This window comes from Anabaena sp. PCC 7108, from assembly GCF_000332135.1.
Lineage (GTDB): Bacteria > Cyanobacteriota > Cyanobacteriia > Cyanobacteriales > Nostocaceae > Anabaena.
This window is the reverse complement of the sequence record NZ_KB235896.1, coordinates 1,393,400-1,411,648: the sequence shown is the minus strand read 5'-3', so window position 1 is coordinate 1,411,648 and position 18,249 is coordinate 1,393,400. Positions and strand designations below refer to the sequence as shown.

Here is an 18,249-nt window from a genome sequence, read left to right as displayed (position 1 = left end):
ATTCCTAAGAAGAGTATCTCCAGTTAGACATAATTCAATTGGTAGATTTGATTATGTTCGTTAGTATACTTGTCATATTTGTCTGGGCTGGGAATAGGTAATAGGTAATTGGTAATAGAGTTTCGTAACGGAGATTTTGACAGATAAACTCCGCTACAAAACTTGTTACTTAATAAAGTTATTAACCTCAATTCCCAGAATTAATTACCGAAATAGTGCTGAGTAACGAGTAATGAGTGATATCCCTACTTAGAACTCAGCACAAATAGGTCTATAGCCCCTAAATTCCTTCATGGAAGAAGGAACAATATTTATTTTGATTTTGAAATGCAAAGCACGAGAATAATGCTTCCTTCTTTCAATCTCCTAACTTAACTTTAGTTATGGAGTTACTCGGTACTCGGTACTCATGAAATAGCACTGGTTTCTAAAGTCTTAGATTTCACCTGACGCTGACTCTTGACCACCATTTGAATAGGACGGTCTGGACCTGTAACTAAACCACGGCGTTTTGGTTTGATATCACGAGTATCAGCTAATTCTAATTCCCAACCACTCAGAATTTTAGCTAGTACTAACTTCATTTCAAATTGAGCAAATGCTAAACCAATACAACGTCTAGCACCTGCACCAAAAGGTAGAAATTCATAGGGTGAAAATTGTTTTTCTAAAAAGCGTTCTGGGTTAAATTGTTTGGGGTGGGGATAAATATCTTCTCGGTTGTGAGTTAGATAAATTGAACCCATAATGACTGTACCTGGTGCGAGTTCATGTCCAGACAAATTAATGGACGTTTTTACTCGTCTAGGAAAAGTCAACATTCCGATTGGGTAAATCCGTAAGGTTTCGTTACAGACGGCAGTGAGATAGGGTAATTTAAAGATGGTGCTGGAGTCGGGATTGTCGCCTAAACTATCTAATTCTTGCAATAATTTTTGCCGGACTTCTGGTAGTTTATGAATCCAGTATAAAGCCCATGCGATCGCAGTAGCTGTAGTTTCATGACCTGCTACTAACAAAGTCATTAATTCATCCCGGAGTTCCACATCACTCATAGGTTGACCAGCTTCATCTCTGGCAGCCATGAGTAAACTAAGGATATCTGTCCGCGACGGGTCAGGATTTTCTCGTCGTTCCTGAATTTCTTCATAAATAAGTTGGTCAGATTTATCTTGCTGACGTTGCTGTTTTTCCCAAAGTTGGGAGATACCAATCACATTTTTTAAAGCGGGAAAATAAAGTACAGCAACTCTCCAAACTGCACTACCTACTTCTAAAATTTCACACAGTACATCTTGTAATTTTTCAGCTCGTTCTCCTTCATAAAGTCCAAAAACAGCTTGCATCATTACACTTAGGGTAATATTTTGAGTAACTGTTCGGGCATTGAAGGGCTGATTTAACGGCTGTTTTTTGATAGCTTTTACAGTTAAATCACTGATTAAGTCAGCATAATTCCGCATTCTTTCTCCATGCAAAGGAGGCATTATTAACTGGCGTTGTCTTTGATGTTCTGCACCACTGAGTGAAATAACCGAACTCTTCCCTAGTAAGTATTCAAAAACGCTATTCAACTCTCCAGGGGCTTCTAATTCTTTCGTATCATTGCTTAAAACCTGCTGCATATCTTCGGGGCTTTGGATAAAAACTATAGGAGGTAAGCTTTTTTGCAGCTGGAGAGTGAAAATGTCACCGTAGGTTTTGGTACATTCTTCCATGTAGGGCATGGGCTTAAGTACCCAGTTTAGCATTTGCAAGGTGACAGGAGTTTTTGGACCGGCTGGTAGAGGCATAAAATTTTTTTGCTTGGTTTCAAGAAGGCAGGAGGCAGAGGGCAGAGGGCAGAAGGAACCAATTGGAAAGGGATTGTGACCCCTCCCAATCGGAAGCTCCCAAATTTTCGATTTGGGAGGGGCTTCATACCCTTACTCCTTTCAGTCGTGGGCAGAGGAGACATTCCTTCTGCCTCCTGCCTCCTGCCCTCTGCCTTTACCGGTGAATCTATGTTCTTCTAAGTTAACTGAAAAATTGAAGATGTGTTAATTAACAAGGATAACTACTGATACCGTTTCTTGATGAAGATGCGATTTATCCTTTGTAGTAAAACCGAGAATCCCTACTCATGGAACGTCTCTACCAAATAAATTTGGCACAGCTTTACATAGAATTGGTATGACTTACCACTTGTGTCTAATCCAATCATAGATATCTAAATATTCTGTTCCAGGTGCATTCCATGAGTAGTCATAGTCCATACCCTGAATAGCTAGTTTCTGGAACTGTTGAGGATGCTGATACCACAAATCAATTGCCCGTCCCATTGCTGATTCAAGTGCGTGGTTATCCATTTGATAGAATACATAACCATTACGTTTTTCTGGCGGTAGATTTTGGTCATAATCTCTATCAAAGACTGTATTTACTAGTCCCCCAACACTACGCACAATCGGGACAGTACCGTATTTTAACCCAATCATCTGAGTTAAGCCACATGGTTCATAATTGCTAGGAACAATAATCATGTCTGCACCAGCATAAATGAGGTGAGATAATTCTTCATTAAACCCTAGTTCTAAATGTACATCTGGGTTATTGTTTAAAAATTGTTTTTCATGTTGAAAATGAGCATTGATTGCTGGTTCTGTGGCTGAACCTAGTAGGACAAATTGCGCTCCTTTACTCAAAGCATAATAAATAGCATGATGAACAAGATGCACACCTTTTTGATTATCTAATCGACCGATATAAGCCACGATTGGTTTATCAGCATGACCTAGCATCAGCCTTTCTCGTAAAGCTTTCTTGTTATATGCTTTTTGTTCAAAATCATTCCGGCTGTAATGATGGGGTATGTAACGGTCAATTTCGGGAGTCCAGAAATCATAATCAATTCCGTTGATAACTCCAGTGAATTTATCTTTTTGTAAATGCAATGTATGACCTAAACCGCAACCAACATCACTGGTTTGAGCTTCTATTGCGTGGTTAGGTGAAACTGTGGTGACTGCATTAGAGTAATTAATCCCCCCTTTCATAAAGTTTAAAGCAAAGGGGTTAAAGTTATCGCGTAGTTTATCCAATTGGAAGTAATAATCTGGTCGATTTAAATTGGTTGCTTTTAGAGTTTCCACACCACCCATACCTTGATGTTTAAAGTTGTGAATGGTGTAACAAACTCGTTGGTATTCCATACCATGATATTTGTAAATTTCATAAAGCATGACGGGAATTAAACCGGTTTGCCAGTCATGACAATGGATGATATCTGGTCTTTTGTTACTTTGCAGCAGAAATTCTAAAGCTGCTTTGCTGAAGAATGCAAAGCGCATATTGTCATCATCACAACCATAGTAACAACCTCTATTAAAAAAGTTGTCTTCACTGTGGGGTTGAATAAAGAAACAAACCCGACCATGTACCCAACCGCAGTATACAGAACAGTGAATCGCTGCACCATACCAGGGAACCCACAAGTTCAGATAGGCATCATGTAACCCCCAAATATGATCATAGCGCATACAATCGTACATAGGCAGAATTAGCTCGACTGTATTTCCTCGATTCTCTAATTCTCTGCTGAGTCCATATACAACATCCCCTAAACCTCCTGCTTTAATCACAGGAGCGCATTCTGAGGCAATTTGTACTATGTACATTCCTAGTCCTCGCTTCACAAAATTTTATGTTTACTATATAGCAGTATATGAAAAATATACTCATTGACAAGGAAGATATTAGATAATGTTTTAACTCACCCCGCAAGTGAGGAGCGAACTATGATACACCTCATGTAATTAGGAACCGATTTATTTAATTTTTAATTTAATTTTTAATTTAATTTTTAATTTGATTTAAATTTAAACTTTTAATTTACAGTTTGTATCTCCTATAACTTGTAATCGTCCGTGAGTTAATTACTACATCTAACCTAATGTAGACGGGGTTCACAACTTTGCCAACAACTGCTATGATAATGTGCAATTATCGGACAAAATTTATGGAAATATGTCCTCAATTAATGTGCATAAAACTTGGATTTTGTTGAATGTTTACATAATCTTTAATTTGGGCATCTAAAAAATATTAATTAGAACAATTATTAGAATTATAGACAAAATTCATGTAAATATGTCTTGAGATAATCTGTAAAATAATTTATTTTTTGTTTATTTTTTGTCTATTTTTCCACTCTTTCATTGCCTTATTTTTTCTTATTTTTAAAGACAAAATATATTGATTAATGTCCTAAAATAATGTCTAAAAACTTTTGTCTTTATTGAAAATTCATATTCTTTATAATTTGGTAATGTAAAAATATAAAGGTAAAGTCAACTCTCAAACCGGAGAATAATTTAATGAAAAAAATAGTAATTTCCAATTTAAATAGTCAGGATCAAAAAATCCTTTTTTATGATCTATCTATAGCTGAGACAGAGACTGTATCGGGAGGTGGTTTCGGTGGTATTAATAATTATTTTATAACGTCTAATACTGGAGATTTTACTAGTACTATTACTAGTAATAGGCCATCGACGATTCCTATTCCAGGTGAAGGGAGTGGTGGATTCAGTGATAACAAGGTCAATACTATAGACTTTTCCCGGTCAATATATATTTTGATCAATTCATTTTAATGTCATGATCTTAGACAGATATTGATTATTTACAGGTAAAAACTAACATCTCAGGGCATTTTTGTTTGATTTTTTTACCTTCATTCAATTTATATAACCGTTCACTTCTTGATTCAAATATTAAGATAAGGGCTGTAATCATGAATCATAAATCACATTCCGTGGAAGTAAATACACTTTTTCGCAAACTAGCTTTAGAAGAAATGGAGTCTACGGTAGGAGGTAATAGTTTGATACCTTTATGGAATAGTAATTTAAAGGATTTTTATTTAAGTGCTTTTCCTGATTGGGAAAATAAATTATCAACTACATCATTCGGTTTTTACAACAACAAAATTCTGACAATTGATTTTTCCAATTTAAATATCTACTTGGTAGTTTAATTACTTGTAAGTATCATTTCTTGTTCTCAAATATCAGGGATGTAAAAGAGGTTTTAGAGGATATCTATCTATTCCATAAAATTCTGATTAGATTTGTACTGAGGGGGTTAGTAATGCTAATCCCTTATTTGTATAGGAATAATATTTGATTTATGAAAAGATACTTAGGGTGCGTCAGACTCCATAAATTCTATTAATAAACAGATTTGTAATATCTGACGCACCCTACAATACTTATTTGTATATAAATACTTAGGTTGAGATATTGATTTTTCAGTTAACTTCATGAGTTTACAAATCTAATCTCATAAATTAGAGCATTTGAGATTGGAAATACCTTTTTATATAATAATTTTTTGTTATCATTTTTCAAATTGGATTTATTGATGATTGCTATAGATTAACTGGCTTTTTTAGCATTTCTATAAACTCAGGTGGAATTATTGTGATACCAAGTTTTGCAAGAACGCTGACGACACAAATTAAATCACTAAATAATTTATTTCATCTTTATAGAAAATTGGTATTACAACCTGAAAGATGTAAAATCTTTATTAACTTGAACAAACATTACAAGTTTATTCTGATTTTATTAAGGTACTCAGCATGACAGCTATTACGACAAAGGCATCTTCCGCAGTTCCGAATTTTTGTGAAGGGATACAATATTTTGGGGAAGCATTGCCAGATTTTGAAAAATATGGGGCAACTCCCGTGATAGAATCGGGCAAGAGTGCGATCGCCTCCCCCACAGATCCAAATGCAGTATATCAAACTCTACTCGCGGCTGATGCCCTGCGCTACCTAACCCTACAAATTACTGGTAGTAAGGCTTCTGGACATCCCGGCGGTTTTGCCAGCCAAGCGGAAGCTTATGCAGCTTTGGTCATGCTGGGACATAAAAACATTATCACCGAAGTGGGACACCACGCCCCCGGTTTTTATAGTGCCATGTTCTTAGACCGTTCCTTAGAAGACATGGGCATTTCTACTGTACAACAATTGCGCGATCGCTTTCGAGAAAAGCATGGATTATTAGGACACCTTTCCGGCTACATTCCCGGTATTCTCGCACCGGCTGGACCCCTGGGACAAGGACAACATTTTGCCATGTCTGCTGCACTGTTGCACCGTGATAAACTCTTCCCCTTTACCGTGGGAGACGGGGGACTGGGTGAACCCTATATCATGAGTTCAATGGCACATTTCAACACCGCTTACCCCACCGTTACCAACTTCTTACCCGTGTTGGTGTGGAACGGTTACAGCCAAGAACACCACAGCATGGTATCTCTGAAAACCAACGCAGAGATGATCGCCTATTGGCAAGGTAACGGTTTTGCCGAAGTCGTGTTAGTCAATGCTAAAGATTTTGACGACCAAAATCAACCCGGTGAATATGTTGATAGTACCGCATTTTCCTTTGCCAACCGCCTAGAATTTACCAAAGCCGTATTAGTCGGCATGGATAAAGCCGCCCGTTCAGCACTTAGCGGTAAATTGACCGTATTTATTATCAAACAACTCAAAGGGGCAGGGGTTCACGCCTTGGGGGCAAAATCACACAACCTCTATCCTAAAGATACATTAGACGCGCCCCATATTGTCACCGCATTACAAAAACGGGCATTATCAGCCGCAGCATGGCAAATTGTGCGGACAAATGCCGAACGGGCTGGAGGTGGTCCGGCTGCGAAAACTGTGGTGACAGAATTTGAATTACCCTTAGCAGATTTAGGGGAATTACCATTAGAAGAATATAAGGTTGGGGCAGTTCCCCAAGTGGCAACAACGGCAATGGGAAGGTTAGTAGGAATAGTCGGAAATAAGGATAAAAATTTCCTCGTGACTAACGCCGATGGTAACGCCGCTTCAGGAATTGGTAATATTAATGAGGCATTAAAAATCATTCACCCCACCACAGATGATACCTATCATCAAGCCCCAGGAGGTCAAGTTTACGAACCTTTGAGCGAAGATGCTTGTGCTGGTTTAGCGGCTGGTTTATCCTTAATGGGGGCGAGAACTTTGTGGTGTTCTTACGAATCTTTTGCCATCAATGGTTTACCAATTTGGCAAACTGTCACCCAAGCAATGGCAGAATTACGCCGTCAAACTCCCTCAACAATTACATTATTTACAGCCGGGGCTTTAGAACAAGGACGCAACGGTTGGACTCACCAAAGACCAGAAATTGAAGCTTATTTTGCTTCTTTGATGAGAACAGGAAATGTCTTCCCATTATTTCCCCCAGATGCTAACAGTATTCAAGTCTGTTATGACTGGGCTTTGCAAACAAAAAATAAGGGCATTGTCATTACTGCTAGTAAGTCTCCTTTGCCAATTCGTAGCACCTTTGCCCAAACTGAAAAAGGCTTAAATGATGGTGCGGTGTTATTACATGAAGTGGCTGGTGGGAAGACTGTTGTATTTGCTGTAATTGGCGATTTGACTTTAATTCCTGTGTTTGAAGCGGCGGCATTTTTAGAAACTGAAGGTATTGGTGTGAAGATTGTTTCTATTATCAATCCTCGCCGTTTATATCGTCCTCATGATACTGCTTGGGATACTTGTTCTGAACCAGATAACGGTTTTTTAAGTGATGCCGATTTTGAGCAATTGTTTGGTGGAGATGCCTTAATTGGTATCACAGGTGGCGCTGCGGCGATGTTAGAACCTATCATGTTACGCAGTAATTCTAAGCGTGATTCTTTCGCCTGGAAGCGTGGGGAAACTACGGCTAGTGCGGGTGAGTTGATGGCGTTTAATGGCTTGACTGCGGAGGCGTTGACTAAGCGGGCTATTGAGTTGGTGCATTAATTATTAGAACGCAGATGTACGCAAATAAACGCGGATGATTTGGCGTTTGGTTGCGTACATTTGCTGATTTTTTATTGGAGGGAAACGCAGATGAACGCAGATGAACGCAGATTAGATTTTAATAGGGTTACGGAGCAGGTTATTGGGTGTTCTTTTAAGGTGGGTAATACTTTGGGGGTTGGTTTTTTGGAGGCGGTTTATGAAAATGCGTTAGTACATGAGTTACGCAAAACTTCTTTGTTGGTTGAGCAACAAAAAATACTGGAAGTTTGGTACGACGGTATAGTTGTGGGTAACTATAGGGCTGATTTATTGGTAGAGAATGCTATTATTGTGGAGTTAAAGGCAGTAACAGCACTAGATAGTAAGAATTTTGCCCAATGTATGAATTATCTTAAAGCCTCTGGACTTACTCTATGTCTATTAATTAATTTTGGTAATCCCAAAGTAGAGATAAAGCGTGTTGTCCGTAATTTCTAAACCCATCTGCGTTTATCTGCGTTTATCCGCGTTTCTCATAATTAGAGGAGTGTCATTTATTAAAACTATAAAAACATTATCTTTTACTGTAGGACATGAGCAACTGTAAAACTATATTTTGGGTGAAAAATATAAGTTTATTCTACATTTGTAATACATTCGCTTTATAGTCAGAATAAAACTTGGAGCTTAAAACCTAATGAGTAGCGAAACCGAAAACACTTCTTCAGATAACAACAATGAAAAATTAGCAGCTATAGAAGCTAACTTTGGTATTGGTTTTGGATTTGGTATCATATCAAATGAATGGGTTTATTACTCTCTATATCACATTTATGCAGCTTTTTATTTTGCTAATTTGAGTAAGCATATTGAACAGGTATATCAAAATGAACGTGCGACAAGACAGCCACAAGACAGAATTATTATATTGGACAAATATTTTAAGCAACATAGAGCGTGTGTAACGTCAGCAATTTTTTCTTCCGTGGCATTTCTGGAAGCAACAATTAATGAGCTATTTGCAGAAATAGTAGAATTTCCTAATGGATACTATGCAAAACAACTCGATTATAATACTAAATCACAAATAAAAATACTATGGAAAATTGATGTTCAGAATCCAAGTGCGAAAGAAGCAATTTCTTATAATTTGATTGAAAATAAACGTACATTAGAGAAATTTCAAATGGTTTTAAGCATAGCAGAAAAAGATGCATTAGAACAAGATAGTTCACCTTATCAAGATATCAATGAATTGATTAAAATACGTAATGTTCTAATGCACTATAAGCCTCAAATGATTGTAAGAAGCTCAAGCATTGAATCAATACCAATAACAAAAAAGTTTAATGGTCTGAATTTTCACGCATTGGAATCAGCAAATAAATTTATTCAAAATCCTCTACTTGAAGGTGGAAATGCTTATTTTCCTGACAGGTGTTTGGGACATGGCTGCGCTCAATGGGCTGCTGATTCAAGCTTGAAGTTTGTTAAACTATTTTACAATAAATTGGGAGTAGAACCGAATCCTGGTATTGATACTTACACGAATAGTGCAAATGTTACTGGAATAGTATTTCCATAAGTTAGGTTAAGGAACGAGACCCACTATTAATAACACTAAATTACAACCCAAAAACCCTGTATCTGTTAACATCATCTCACCCAACCATCACCAACTATCATGTAAATAAGAGAAGACAATAGAACCATCACAGATACACCTGGAAATATTCACCTCACCTGATTTAGATCCCCGACTTCTAAGATTGATTATGGATATGATAGAAAAATCTTGAAAAGAAGTCGGGGATCTTTGGCTACTATAACTACTAAATATAAATACTTATCTTGATTATAATGGCAGAAAATGACAAAGCCTGCCATAATATAAAAAAGTAGATTTAGGAAGTCACATTATGAAAAGTATGAATATTTCCTTACCTGACACCATGCGCGATTATATAGAAGAACAGGTAGCGCAAGGTGGTTACAGCAGCGTTAGTGAATATTTTCGGGAATTAGTGCGACAAGACCAAAAACAAAGAGCAAACGAACGACTACAAACCATGCTCTTAGAAGGATTAAACTCAGGAAATGCAACAGAAATGACTGCTCAAGATTGGGAAGATATTCGTCAAGCAGTTCGTGAAAAAACTAACAAACGTCAAAGTGCAAATTAGCCATGATGTTTGCAATTAAAAAAAGACCTCAAGTTATCCGCGACTTGATAGATTTAGCTACCTACATAGCAGAAGACAGTTTAGACGTTTCCGACCGCTTTTTAATAGCAGCAGAAACAACATTTAAACAATTAGCTAAAACTCCAGCTATGGGAAAAATCTGTCAATTTCCTCATCCCAATTTAGCAGATATTCGACAACAATCAATTAAAGGATTTAGAAAATATCTGATTTTTTATCGTATCACTGAATTAGAAGTTGATATTTTGCGAGTTATTCATGGTGCAAGAGACATTGAAACAATATTAGATGAGGATTTAGAAATATGAGGAAGTAGTAAGTTAGTAGGTTGGGTTGACGCAAGGAAACCCAACAATACCAACCATTAATAACGCACTGATTACAACCCAAAAACCCTGTATCTGTTCACATTATCTTACCCAACCATTACCAACTATCATGTAAATAAGAGAAGACAATAGAAGCATCACAGATACACATGGAAACATTCACCTCACCTGATTCAGATCCCCGACTTCTAAGATTAATTATGGATATGATAGAGAAATTTTGAAAAGAAGTCGGGGATCTTTGGGGTGTAGTTTATAATAGAATCATACCGAAAAAATTTACTCAATTGAGGAGTTAATGATGGTAATAAAAATTGCAGAAATATCTAAAGATATTGACAACTTACCAGAAGAAGCCCAAATCTTACTACTTGATTTTATTCAATTACTCAAAAAACGCTATCCACAACCAGAAAATCAACTCATAGAAAATGAGATAACTTTCTCATCTACCCAAAAACCAAAACCACATCCACTAGACACATTTATAGAAAAATATGGTGCTTGGGAAGATGAACGCACAGCAGCAGAAATAGTTAAAGAAATTTATGATAGCCGAACTATTTCTAACTACAATATTAGTTTATGAATTATTTATTAGATACTGACACCTGCATCTACTGGATTAAAAATGTTAATTCCGTCAGAGACAAAATTCAACAAATAGGATGGGAGCAAATTTATATTTGCAACATCACCGTTGCTGAACTGTATTTTGGTGCTTACAATTCTCAAAAAGTAGCAGAAAATTTAACTCGTGCAGAAAAATTTATTCAAGATATAGAAGTTATAAATTTAGATAATAACGCTGTCAAAAAGTTTGGAGAATTAAAAGCCGAACTTAGAAAAACAGGACAACCAGTAGCAGATTTTGATTTATTAATTGCTAGTGTTGCAATAACTAGAAACCATATTTTAGTAACTAATAACACTCGTCATTATAGCCGAATTTCTGAGCTAAAATTAGAAAACTGGATTGCACCTTAAAAAAGTTCCTGGTAGTGGTATAACTGGAAATAATAACCTATGTTAAATTCACTAAACCTAGACTAATCTGAATTGCTTTATCTACTTGTTCCATTGTGACTGATTCCAGAACACCCAACCGTTTAATTAATCTTTGTTTATCAATAGAACGAATTTGATTAAGAAGCGCAACAGAATCAACCTGTAAACCTCCTTCTGGTACTTTAATTAGCACTTCAGTAGGATACAAGGGTTCTGTAAACTGAGAAGTAAGAGCAGCTACAATAGTTATAGGACTATATTGATTAGAAACGTCATTTTGTAAAATTAAAGCTGGTCGTGTTTTTTTGATTTCTGAACCGATAGTGGGATCAAAATTAACCAAGTAGATTTCACCACGTTGGGGATAGATAATTTTTCCTTTACTTAACACGCTTCTTCCAAATTAAACCACTCTTCAACTAATCCTAAATCACGTTCCGCTCTTGTAATAGCTCCTTGTTTCAACTGTTCTTTGATATTACTAAATTCACTGTAATTACCATTTGCATATTCATCACGCACTAATTGAATTTCTTTTTTAGTCTCTTCATCTCTTTGCCAATTTTCCTCTTCAGCATCAGCAATAGCTTCATTAAGAAGCTGCGAAATTTGCCGTTTTTCTGATAAACTTAGCGCATTCAAGGAGTTAATTAATAACTCCATCGGAATAAATAGATTTAATCCTGCCTGTGACATTGCTTTTATCATCATGCGATCATTATTCTACATTATATCAAATGATGGTGGATTAGTCTATAAAAACCCTGTATTTGTTCACATCATCTCACCCAACCATCACCAACTATCATGTAAATAAGAGAAGACAATAGAACCATCACAGATACACCTGAAAATATTCACCTCACCTGATTTAGATCCCCGACTTCTAAGATTAATTATGGATATGATAGAAAAATCTTGAAAAGAAGTCGGGGATCTTTGACAATAAGCTATAATCAAGATTAAAGTCATAACCATAAAATTACTATGACTATCCAAACCTTAAACAAAACCACCACAATTTCCGAACAGCGATTTCTTCTACCTAGTTATTACACTTGGGAGGAATTTGAAACAATAGAAACCTTAACCGCAGATCCAGGACGTTTGCGGATAACTTATCTTGATGGGTGCATCGAATTTATGACACTTGGTGAACAACACGAAATTATTAGAAGTGTAATTGCTATATTCTTAGCATTATACTTTTTTGAAAAAGGTATAAACTTCATCCCAGTAGGTAGTGCTACTCGTCGCGCAAAAGAAAAGAGTGCTTCCTTTGAACCTGATGAATCTTATTACATCGGAGAAAAAAAGGAAAATCCAGATTTAGCAATTGAGGTTAATATTACCAGTGGCAGTATTGATAAACTAGAAAAATACAAACGTTTTAATATTACTGAAGTCTGGTTTTGGGAAAATAATCAATTGTATTTATATCATCTTAAAAACGATAATTATGAGCAAATTAATCAAAGTGAATTATTGCCAGATTTAGATATATATTTATTGGCGAGTTGTGTTTTAATGCCTTCTATTATTGATGCGAGAACAGCATTTATTAAAGGTATTAAAAAGTAGTAGTTTGTATATTGGGTTGACGCAGATAAACCCAACAATACCCACCATTAATAACGAACTTATTACAACCCACATTCCGCAGATATTGAAGCAGATTAAATAATTATGAATTGTAAAATTAAAAAGCCTGAAATGATTATCTGATAATCATTTCAGGCTTTGTATTTGTAAAATAATAAGCGTGAAGTAGAGAAAGAGAAAAAACATGAAAGAGCCTCAAGTTGCCATGCAGATCCTAAATATAGACCATTTAGGGATAGTAGCGGGAATAATAGACGAAATGGAATTGGTAGAAGAAGTGAATAAAAATGAGTAATTTAACAGAGGAACGTGAAAAGATTGTCAGGTATTTAGGAATTTTTCAAAACTATTAATAATCTGAGTCACATCTGCGGAATGTGGGTTTCAGATGGGCAACCCAACCGTTCTAAAAGTGGAGGAATACGTTTCCAAATCCATTCAGCACCATCAGCATCGACAATAGCCAAAGCAGTCGATTAATTCTTGAGTCATATTTATTTTCTCAACTTCTCCCTAACTTCCAGTCTTCACCACCAGGTAAATCACCTAAATAATCATCAATAATATTTGGTAATTCTCTAATTGGATAATTATAAGTCAAGTTAATTAACTCAGTTGCAGTTAATATTAATTGTGGTTTGTTTAACATTTGGGAAATTTGTTGTCTTTGAAATTTTCCATTCATTATTTCTAAACTTGCAGGACGAATTGCTGACTCTATAGCATCTTCTAATATTTCCAGCCATTCATTGATATTAAGATAGTAAGATTTTTTATTATCTTTCAAGTTCAATTTCTTAATTTCTAGAATTGAACTTTCAATTGATGCAGCCCAAGAATTAGTTAACCGCTGTTCTATTTGATTTTTAATCAAATGAATTATTAATCTCACTAAAAACGATTCAATATTGCGTAAAATAGCTTGTTTACTCATCCCCTCCAACTCATCCACAATCACCAAAGCATCAGCATAACGTCCTTGCAAAATACTATTTCTGAGGTCGATTAATTCCTGAGTCATCTTTTTTCACCTTTTACCTAACTTCCAGTCTTCACCACCAGGTAATTGAATTAAGATATTTGTAATAGCTTTTGGTAACTCTTTCTCCGAATGTAAATATGTCAATTCCAGAAATTTCAAGCCAGTAGAAATTATCTGATTTTTATCTACCATTTCTGCTAGTTGAAATTCATTATAGATACCATTCATAACTTCTAAACTAGCATCACTTATCGCTAATTCAATTTCTTGGTCTAACCAACTATCCCATTCATCTTGATTAATGTAATAGGATTTTTTATTTTCCTTAAGATTAATATCTTGAATTTCTATTAATGAGTTACGAATAGAAGCAGCCCAGGAATTAGTCAAACGTTGTTCTATGTGATTTTTAATCAAATGTATTAATAACACCTTGAGAAAAGATTTAATTTGTCGTAAAATAGCCTTTTTACTCATCCCCTCCAACTCATCCACAATCACCAAAGCATCAGCATAACGCCCTTCTACAATGCTATTTCTAAGATCTATTAATTCCTGTGTCATATTTTTCCCTTTATCCTCATTGTCAATCTTCAGCACCAGGTAATTTACTTATATATTCATCTATAATATCTGGTAATTCTCGGATTTGATAATTATAGGTGAAGTAAATTAATTCCGTGGTAGTTAATATTAACTGTTGTTTATCTAAGATTTGCGAAAGTTTTTGTCTGGTAAATTTGCCATTCATAACTTCTAAACTGGCATCACCTATTGCTAATTCCATCTCTTCTGCTAAATAAATATCCCATTCATCTTGATTAATGTAATATGATTTTTTATTTTCTTTAAGATTGATCTTTTTAATTTGAATGAGGGAATTACGAATAGATGCTAACCATGAATTTGTTAAACGCTGTTCTATTTGAATTTTAATCAAATGAATGAATAACACTCGTAAAAATGATTGAATATTGCGTAAAATTGCTTGTTTACTCATCCCCTCTAACTCGTCTACAATAGCTAACGCATCTTGATAACGTCCTGCTAAAATACTATTTCTGAGGTCTATTAACTCCTGTGTCATTTCTCTTAACCTCAAAGGCTAACTACCTAAGATTAATATAACAAAAAAACTCAGAAATTAGAACCCCGACTTCTTGAATAAGTCGGGGTTCTGGAAACAGTTAGTTTTAGGGTCTAATAAGGCCAAGTCCAATCGCGGATTTCTGGCATATCTTCGCCGTGAGTCTCGATATAATGCTTATGTTCAATCAACTTATCTTGTAAATTTTGCTTCACATAAGCAGCTTTAGAACCTAATTTGGGTACACGGTCTATCACATCCATCACTAAATGGAATCTATCTAAATCATTCATTACCACCATATCAAAAGGTGTCGTTGTTGTTCCCTCTTCCTTATAACCACGGACATGAAGATTTTTGTGGTTAGTATGACGATAAGTGAGACGATGAATTAACCAAGGATAACCATGAAAAGCAAAGATAATCGGTTTATCAGTTGTGAAAATAATATCAAAATCTTTGCTGCTTAAACCGTGAGGATGTTCACTTTGTGGCTGTAGTGTCATTAAATCAACAACATTCACAACCCGCACTTTTAAATCTGGGAAGTGCTGACGCAAAATATCCACTGCTGCTAAAGTTTCCAAGGTGGGAATATCACCAGCACAAGCCATAACTACATCAGGTTCACTATTTTGGTCGTTACTAGCCCATTCCCAAATTCCTAAGCCTTTTGTGCAATGTTTAATTGCCGAATTTATGTCTAAATATTGTAATGCTGGTTGTTTGCCGGCAACAATAACATTGACATAATTACGACTTCTTAAACAATGGTCAGTAACTGATAGCAAAGTATTCGCATCAGGTGGTAAATAGACGCGGACAATTTCGGCTTTTTTGTTAATTACATGATCAATAAAACCAGGATCTTGGTGTGAGAAACCGTTGTGGTCTTGTCGCCAAACATGGGAAGTTAGCAGATAATTTAAAGATGAAATTGGTCTTCTCCAAGGAATTTCACGAGTTGTTTTCAACCATTTGGCGTGTTGATTGAACATGGAATCAATGATATGAATAAATGCTTCATAACAGGAAAAGAAACCATGACGACCTGTGAGAAGATAACCTTCTAACCATCCTTGACAGTTGGTTTCACTAAGCATTTCCATGACTCGACCATTGGGTGATAAATGGTCATCTTCCGGGAGAGTTTGGGCTACCCAAGTACGGTTTGTGACTTCTAATACTGGATCAAGACGATTTGATGCGGTTTCGTCAGGACCGAAAACTCGGAAGTTGCGGCTTTCCTCATTGAGTTTCATGATATCCCGCAGGAATTTACCACTAACTTTAGTAGCTTCTGCGATCGCTTTACCAGGAGAAGGAACAGGTACAGCATAATCTTCAAATTCGGGCATAATCAAATCACGCAGCAAAATACCGCCGTTTGCGTGGGGATTATCACCCATGCGACGTTGACCTTGGGGCGCTAGTTCTGCGAGTTCAGGAATGAGTGTACCGTTAATATCAAAGAGTTCTTCTGGCTTATAACTCTTCATCCAATCTTCTAGAAGTTGCAGATGTTCCGGTTTACCAGCTATATCACCAAAGGGGACTTGGTGCGATCGCCAATAATCTTCTGTTTTCTTCCCGTCAACTTCTTTCGGACCAGTCCAACCTTTAGGAGTCCGCAAAATAATCATAGGCCATTGCGATCGTTCTTTGAAACCATGTACCCGCGCTTCTCTTTGGATACCTTGAATTTCTTGAATGATGGTATCTAAAGTTGCTGCCATTTTTTGGTGAACTTCAGCCGGGTCGCAACCTTCGACAAAGTAAGGTTTATAGCCATAGCCGATAAATAGGCTTTCTAGTTCATCGTGGGGTATCCGTGCTAATACTGTAGGATTGGCAATTTTGTATCCATTTAAATGCAGAATTGGTAGAACTGCGCCATCAGTAACAGGGTTGAGGAATTTGTTAGAATGCCAACTGGTAGCTAATGCGCCGGTTTCTGCTTCTCCGTCTCCAACAACCGCAGCGACGATTAAATCAGGGTTATCAAAAGCAGCACCAAAGGCGTGAACTAATGCATAACCTAATTCTCCCCCTTCATGAATAGAACCAGGGGTTTCTGGGGCGACGTGGCTAGGAATACCACCAGGAAAGGAGAATTGTTTAAACAGTTTCTGCATTCCTCCAGCATCTTGGGAGATGTTGGGGTAATATTCGCTATAAGTTCCTTCTAGGTAGGTGTTGGCGACAAGTCCGGGACCACCATGTCCGGGGCCAGCTATGTAAATTGTGCTGAGGTCGTATTTTTTAATGACTCGGTTGAGGTGGGCGTAAATCAAGTTTAGCCCTGGTGTAGTTCCCCAATGTCCTAACAGTCGCGGTTTGACGTGTTCTTGTTTGAGTGGTTCTCTCAGTAGGGGGTTGTCGAGGAGGTATATTTGCCCGACAGAGAGATAATTGGCTGCACGCCAGTAGGCGTTAATTTTCTGTAATTCTGTGTCTGATAATGGCTTTATTTGTGGAGTGCTTGCTAAGGTCATTTTAAACTCCAAAATGGTATTTGCACGAATGGTGTCAGTGTATTGATTTGCTGACTCAGTGTCATCTTACCTGTGATTAATTTTTTTGGTGCAAAGTTAAATATTTTTTTTATCTCACGCTCCAGACGCAAAGAGGAGGAAATGATTTTAAAGTTATTTTTTCTTAAAATAAAAGTAGGTTGGGTTAGCGACAGCGTAACCCAACATTTGTTAGTAATAAATTGAGAAGTTTGTTGAGATGTTTTGATACTTTGGTGTAATTTATTTTTAAAAGCATGGAGAACCTGCTGCTTAAACATTTTTAAAAAAAATTGCAGGAGAAACATGAAAGAAATTAGCCAGTTTATCTATGTGATTAACAGTCATTTGTTGTTTTCCACTGAAAACTTCAGATAAAATAGTTTCTTCTTCAAAAATCGGCATTAAAGCTTTTGTTTTTAAATTTAATTCTTCAAGTAATACTTTTAATAATTCGATTCCATAAATGTCAGCCACAGGATAATGATGTTCTTCATATTCAGATACTACCAATCCTAATAAATGCAGATAATCTCGTTCGTCAGGAGTTAAATTTTCTTGATCTAATAAAGAATCAATGATATTTTGAGTTGTAGCTAGTTCTTCTTCTGATGTAATTTTTCGAGGAGTAAAGGAGGTAATCAATTCTAGATATGTTTTAGGTGTACCAAGGGTCTTGTTTCCAATTTTGCTGATAATGTGCAT

General features: G+C 36.3%; 20 protein-coding genes. 10 read left to right on the top strand and 10 right to left on the bottom strand.

Annotated features, from left to right (window positions below):
* Nucleotides 1-407: 407 nt before the first annotated feature.
* Together ANA7108_RS0107125 and glgA are read right to left on the bottom strand one after the other, a co-directional pair.
* On the bottom strand, nucleotides 408-1,793 hold the full coding sequence (locus ANA7108_RS0107125; RefSeq protein WP_016950084.1) for a cytochrome P450: 1,386 nt from the start codon (nucleotides 1,791-1,793) through the stop codon (nucleotides 408-410).
* Between the two features lie 384 nt (nucleotides 1,794-2,177).
* Nucleotides 2,178-3,656: a glycogen synthase GlgA gene (gene glgA, locus ANA7108_RS0107120; protein WP_016950083.1), complete on the bottom strand. Its 1,479-nt coding sequence runs from the start codon at nucleotides 3,654-3,656 to the stop codon at nucleotides 2,178-2,180.
* A 1,118-nt stretch (nucleotides 3,657-4,774) separates the two neighbouring features.
* On the opposite strand from glgA, the gene ANA7108_RS0107110 reads away from it, so the two are divergent.
* From ANA7108_RS0107110 to ANA7108_RS0107075, 8 genes are all read left to right on the top strand, one after another.
* Nucleotides 4,775-5,017, top strand: a complete 243-nt coding sequence (locus ANA7108_RS0107110) for a hypothetical protein (protein ID WP_016950081.1) — start codon at nucleotides 4,775-4,777, stop codon at nucleotides 5,015-5,017.
* A gap of 606 nt (nucleotides 5,018-5,623) precedes the next feature.
* Nucleotides 5,624-7,837: a hypothetical protein gene (locus ANA7108_RS0107105; RefSeq protein ID WP_016950080.1), complete on the top strand. Its 2,214-nt coding sequence runs from the start codon at nucleotides 5,624-5,626 to the stop codon at nucleotides 7,835-7,837.
* A 90-nt stretch (nucleotides 7,838-7,927) separates the two neighbouring features.
* On the top strand, nucleotides 7,928-8,317 hold the full coding sequence (locus ANA7108_RS0107100; protein WP_016950079.1) for a GxxExxY protein: 390 nt from the start codon (nucleotides 7,928-7,930) through the stop codon (nucleotides 8,315-8,317).
* A gap of 199 nt (nucleotides 8,318-8,516) precedes the next feature.
* Nucleotides 8,517-9,404: a hypothetical protein gene (locus tag ANA7108_RS0107095; protein ID WP_016950078.1), complete on the top strand. Its 888-nt coding sequence runs from the start codon at nucleotides 8,517-8,519 to the stop codon at nucleotides 9,402-9,404.
* A 334-nt stretch (nucleotides 9,405-9,738) separates the two neighbouring features.
* Nucleotides 9,739-10,002 carry a type II toxin-antitoxin system ParD family antitoxin gene (locus ANA7108_RS0107090; protein WP_016950077.1) on the top strand — a complete coding sequence of 88 codons (264 nt, stop codon included), beginning with the start codon at nucleotides 9,739-9,741 and terminating at the stop codon, nucleotides 10,000-10,002.
* Between the two features lie 2 nt (nucleotides 10,003-10,004).
* Nucleotides 10,005-10,331 (top strand): type II toxin-antitoxin system RelE/ParE family toxin, encoded by a 327-nt coding sequence (locus tag ANA7108_RS0107085; protein ID WP_026104026.1) that lies wholly within the window; start codon nucleotides 10,005-10,007, stop codon nucleotides 10,329-10,331.
* A 322-nt stretch (nucleotides 10,332-10,653) separates the two neighbouring features.
* Nucleotides 10,654-10,941 carry a hypothetical protein gene (locus ANA7108_RS0107080; protein ID WP_016950075.1) on the top strand — a complete coding sequence of 96 codons (288 nt, stop codon included), beginning with the start codon at nucleotides 10,654-10,656 and terminating at the stop codon, nucleotides 10,939-10,941.
* Nucleotides 10,938-11,339: a type II toxin-antitoxin system VapC family toxin gene (locus ANA7108_RS0107075; protein WP_016950074.1), complete on the top strand. Its 402-nt coding sequence runs from the start codon at nucleotides 10,938-10,940 to the stop codon at nucleotides 11,337-11,339. The genes ANA7108_RS0107080 and ANA7108_RS0107075 overlap by 4 nt, the downstream gene beginning before the upstream one ends.
* Before the next feature lie 37 nt (nucleotides 11,340-11,376).
* On the opposite strand, the gene ANA7108_RS0107070 is transcribed toward ANA7108_RS0107075, so the two are convergent.
* Together ANA7108_RS0107070 and ANA7108_RS0107065 are read right to left on the bottom strand one after the other, a co-directional pair.
* Complete coding sequence (locus tag ANA7108_RS0107070; protein WP_016950073.1) at nucleotides 11,377-11,751, bottom strand: type II toxin-antitoxin system PemK/MazF family toxin; 375 nt, start codon at nucleotides 11,749-11,751, stop codon at nucleotides 11,377-11,379.
* Complete coding sequence (locus ANA7108_RS0107065) at nucleotides 11,745-12,071, bottom strand: hypothetical protein (protein WP_237741495.1); 327 nt, start codon at nucleotides 12,069-12,071, stop codon at nucleotides 11,745-11,747. Before ANA7108_RS0107065 ends, ANA7108_RS0107070 begins: the two co-directional genes overlap by 7 nt.
* A gap of 276 nt (nucleotides 12,072-12,347) precedes the next feature.
* Between ANA7108_RS0107065 and ANA7108_RS0107060 the strand changes: the two genes are divergently transcribed.
* Both ANA7108_RS0107060 and ANA7108_RS29525 read left to right on the top strand, forming a co-directional pair.
* Complete coding sequence (locus ANA7108_RS0107060) at nucleotides 12,348-12,941, top strand: Uma2 family endonuclease (protein WP_016950071.1); 594 nt, start codon at nucleotides 12,348-12,350, stop codon at nucleotides 12,939-12,941.
* A gap of 205 nt (nucleotides 12,942-13,146) precedes the next feature.
* The gene (locus ANA7108_RS29525) at nucleotides 13,147-13,257 is read left to right on the top strand and encodes a DUF4277 domain-containing protein (protein ID WP_016950070.1); all 111 of its coding nucleotides are present in this window, start codon (nucleotides 13,147-13,149) and stop codon (nucleotides 13,255-13,257) included.
* A 207-nt stretch (nucleotides 13,258-13,464) separates the two neighbouring features.
* Here ANA7108_RS29525 and ANA7108_RS0107050 read toward each other — a convergent pair whose 3' ends face one another.
* The 6 genes from ANA7108_RS0107050 to ANA7108_RS0107025 all read right to left on the bottom strand — a co-directional run bounded on the left by ANA7108_RS0107050 (nucleotide 13,465) and on the right by ANA7108_RS0107025 (nucleotide 18,249).
* On the bottom strand, nucleotides 13,465-13,983 hold the full coding sequence (locus ANA7108_RS0107050; RefSeq protein ID WP_016950069.1) for a DUF29 family protein: 519 nt from the start codon (nucleotides 13,981-13,983) through the stop codon (nucleotides 13,465-13,467).
* Nucleotides 13,984-13,989: 6 nt separating this feature from the next.
* Nucleotides 13,990-14,508, bottom strand: coding sequence for a DUF29 family protein (locus tag ANA7108_RS0107045; RefSeq protein WP_016950068.1), 519 nt, complete (start codon nucleotides 14,506-14,508; stop codon nucleotides 13,990-13,992).
* Between the two features lie 22 nt (nucleotides 14,509-14,530).
* Nucleotides 14,531-15,031, bottom strand: a complete 501-nt coding sequence (locus ANA7108_RS0107040; RefSeq protein ID WP_016950067.1) for a DUF29 family protein — start codon at nucleotides 15,029-15,031, stop codon at nucleotides 14,531-14,533.
* A gap of 113 nt (nucleotides 15,032-15,144) precedes the next feature.
* Complete coding sequence (locus ANA7108_RS0107035; protein ID WP_016950066.1) at nucleotides 15,145-17,526, bottom strand: phosphoketolase; 2,382 nt, start codon at nucleotides 17,524-17,526, stop codon at nucleotides 15,145-15,147.
* A complete protein-coding gene (locus ANA7108_RS0107030; protein ID WP_144052363.1) occupies nucleotides 17,523-17,825 on the bottom strand; it encodes a hypothetical protein in 303 nt (100 codons plus the stop codon). Before ANA7108_RS0107030 ends, ANA7108_RS0107035 begins: the two co-directional genes overlap by 4 nt.
* On the bottom strand, nucleotides 17,818-18,249 hold the full coding sequence (locus tag ANA7108_RS0107025; protein ID WP_016950064.1) for a type II toxin-antitoxin system HigA family antitoxin: 432 nt from the start codon (nucleotides 18,247-18,249) through the stop codon (nucleotides 17,818-17,820). Before ANA7108_RS0107025 ends, ANA7108_RS0107030 begins: the two co-directional genes overlap by 8 nt.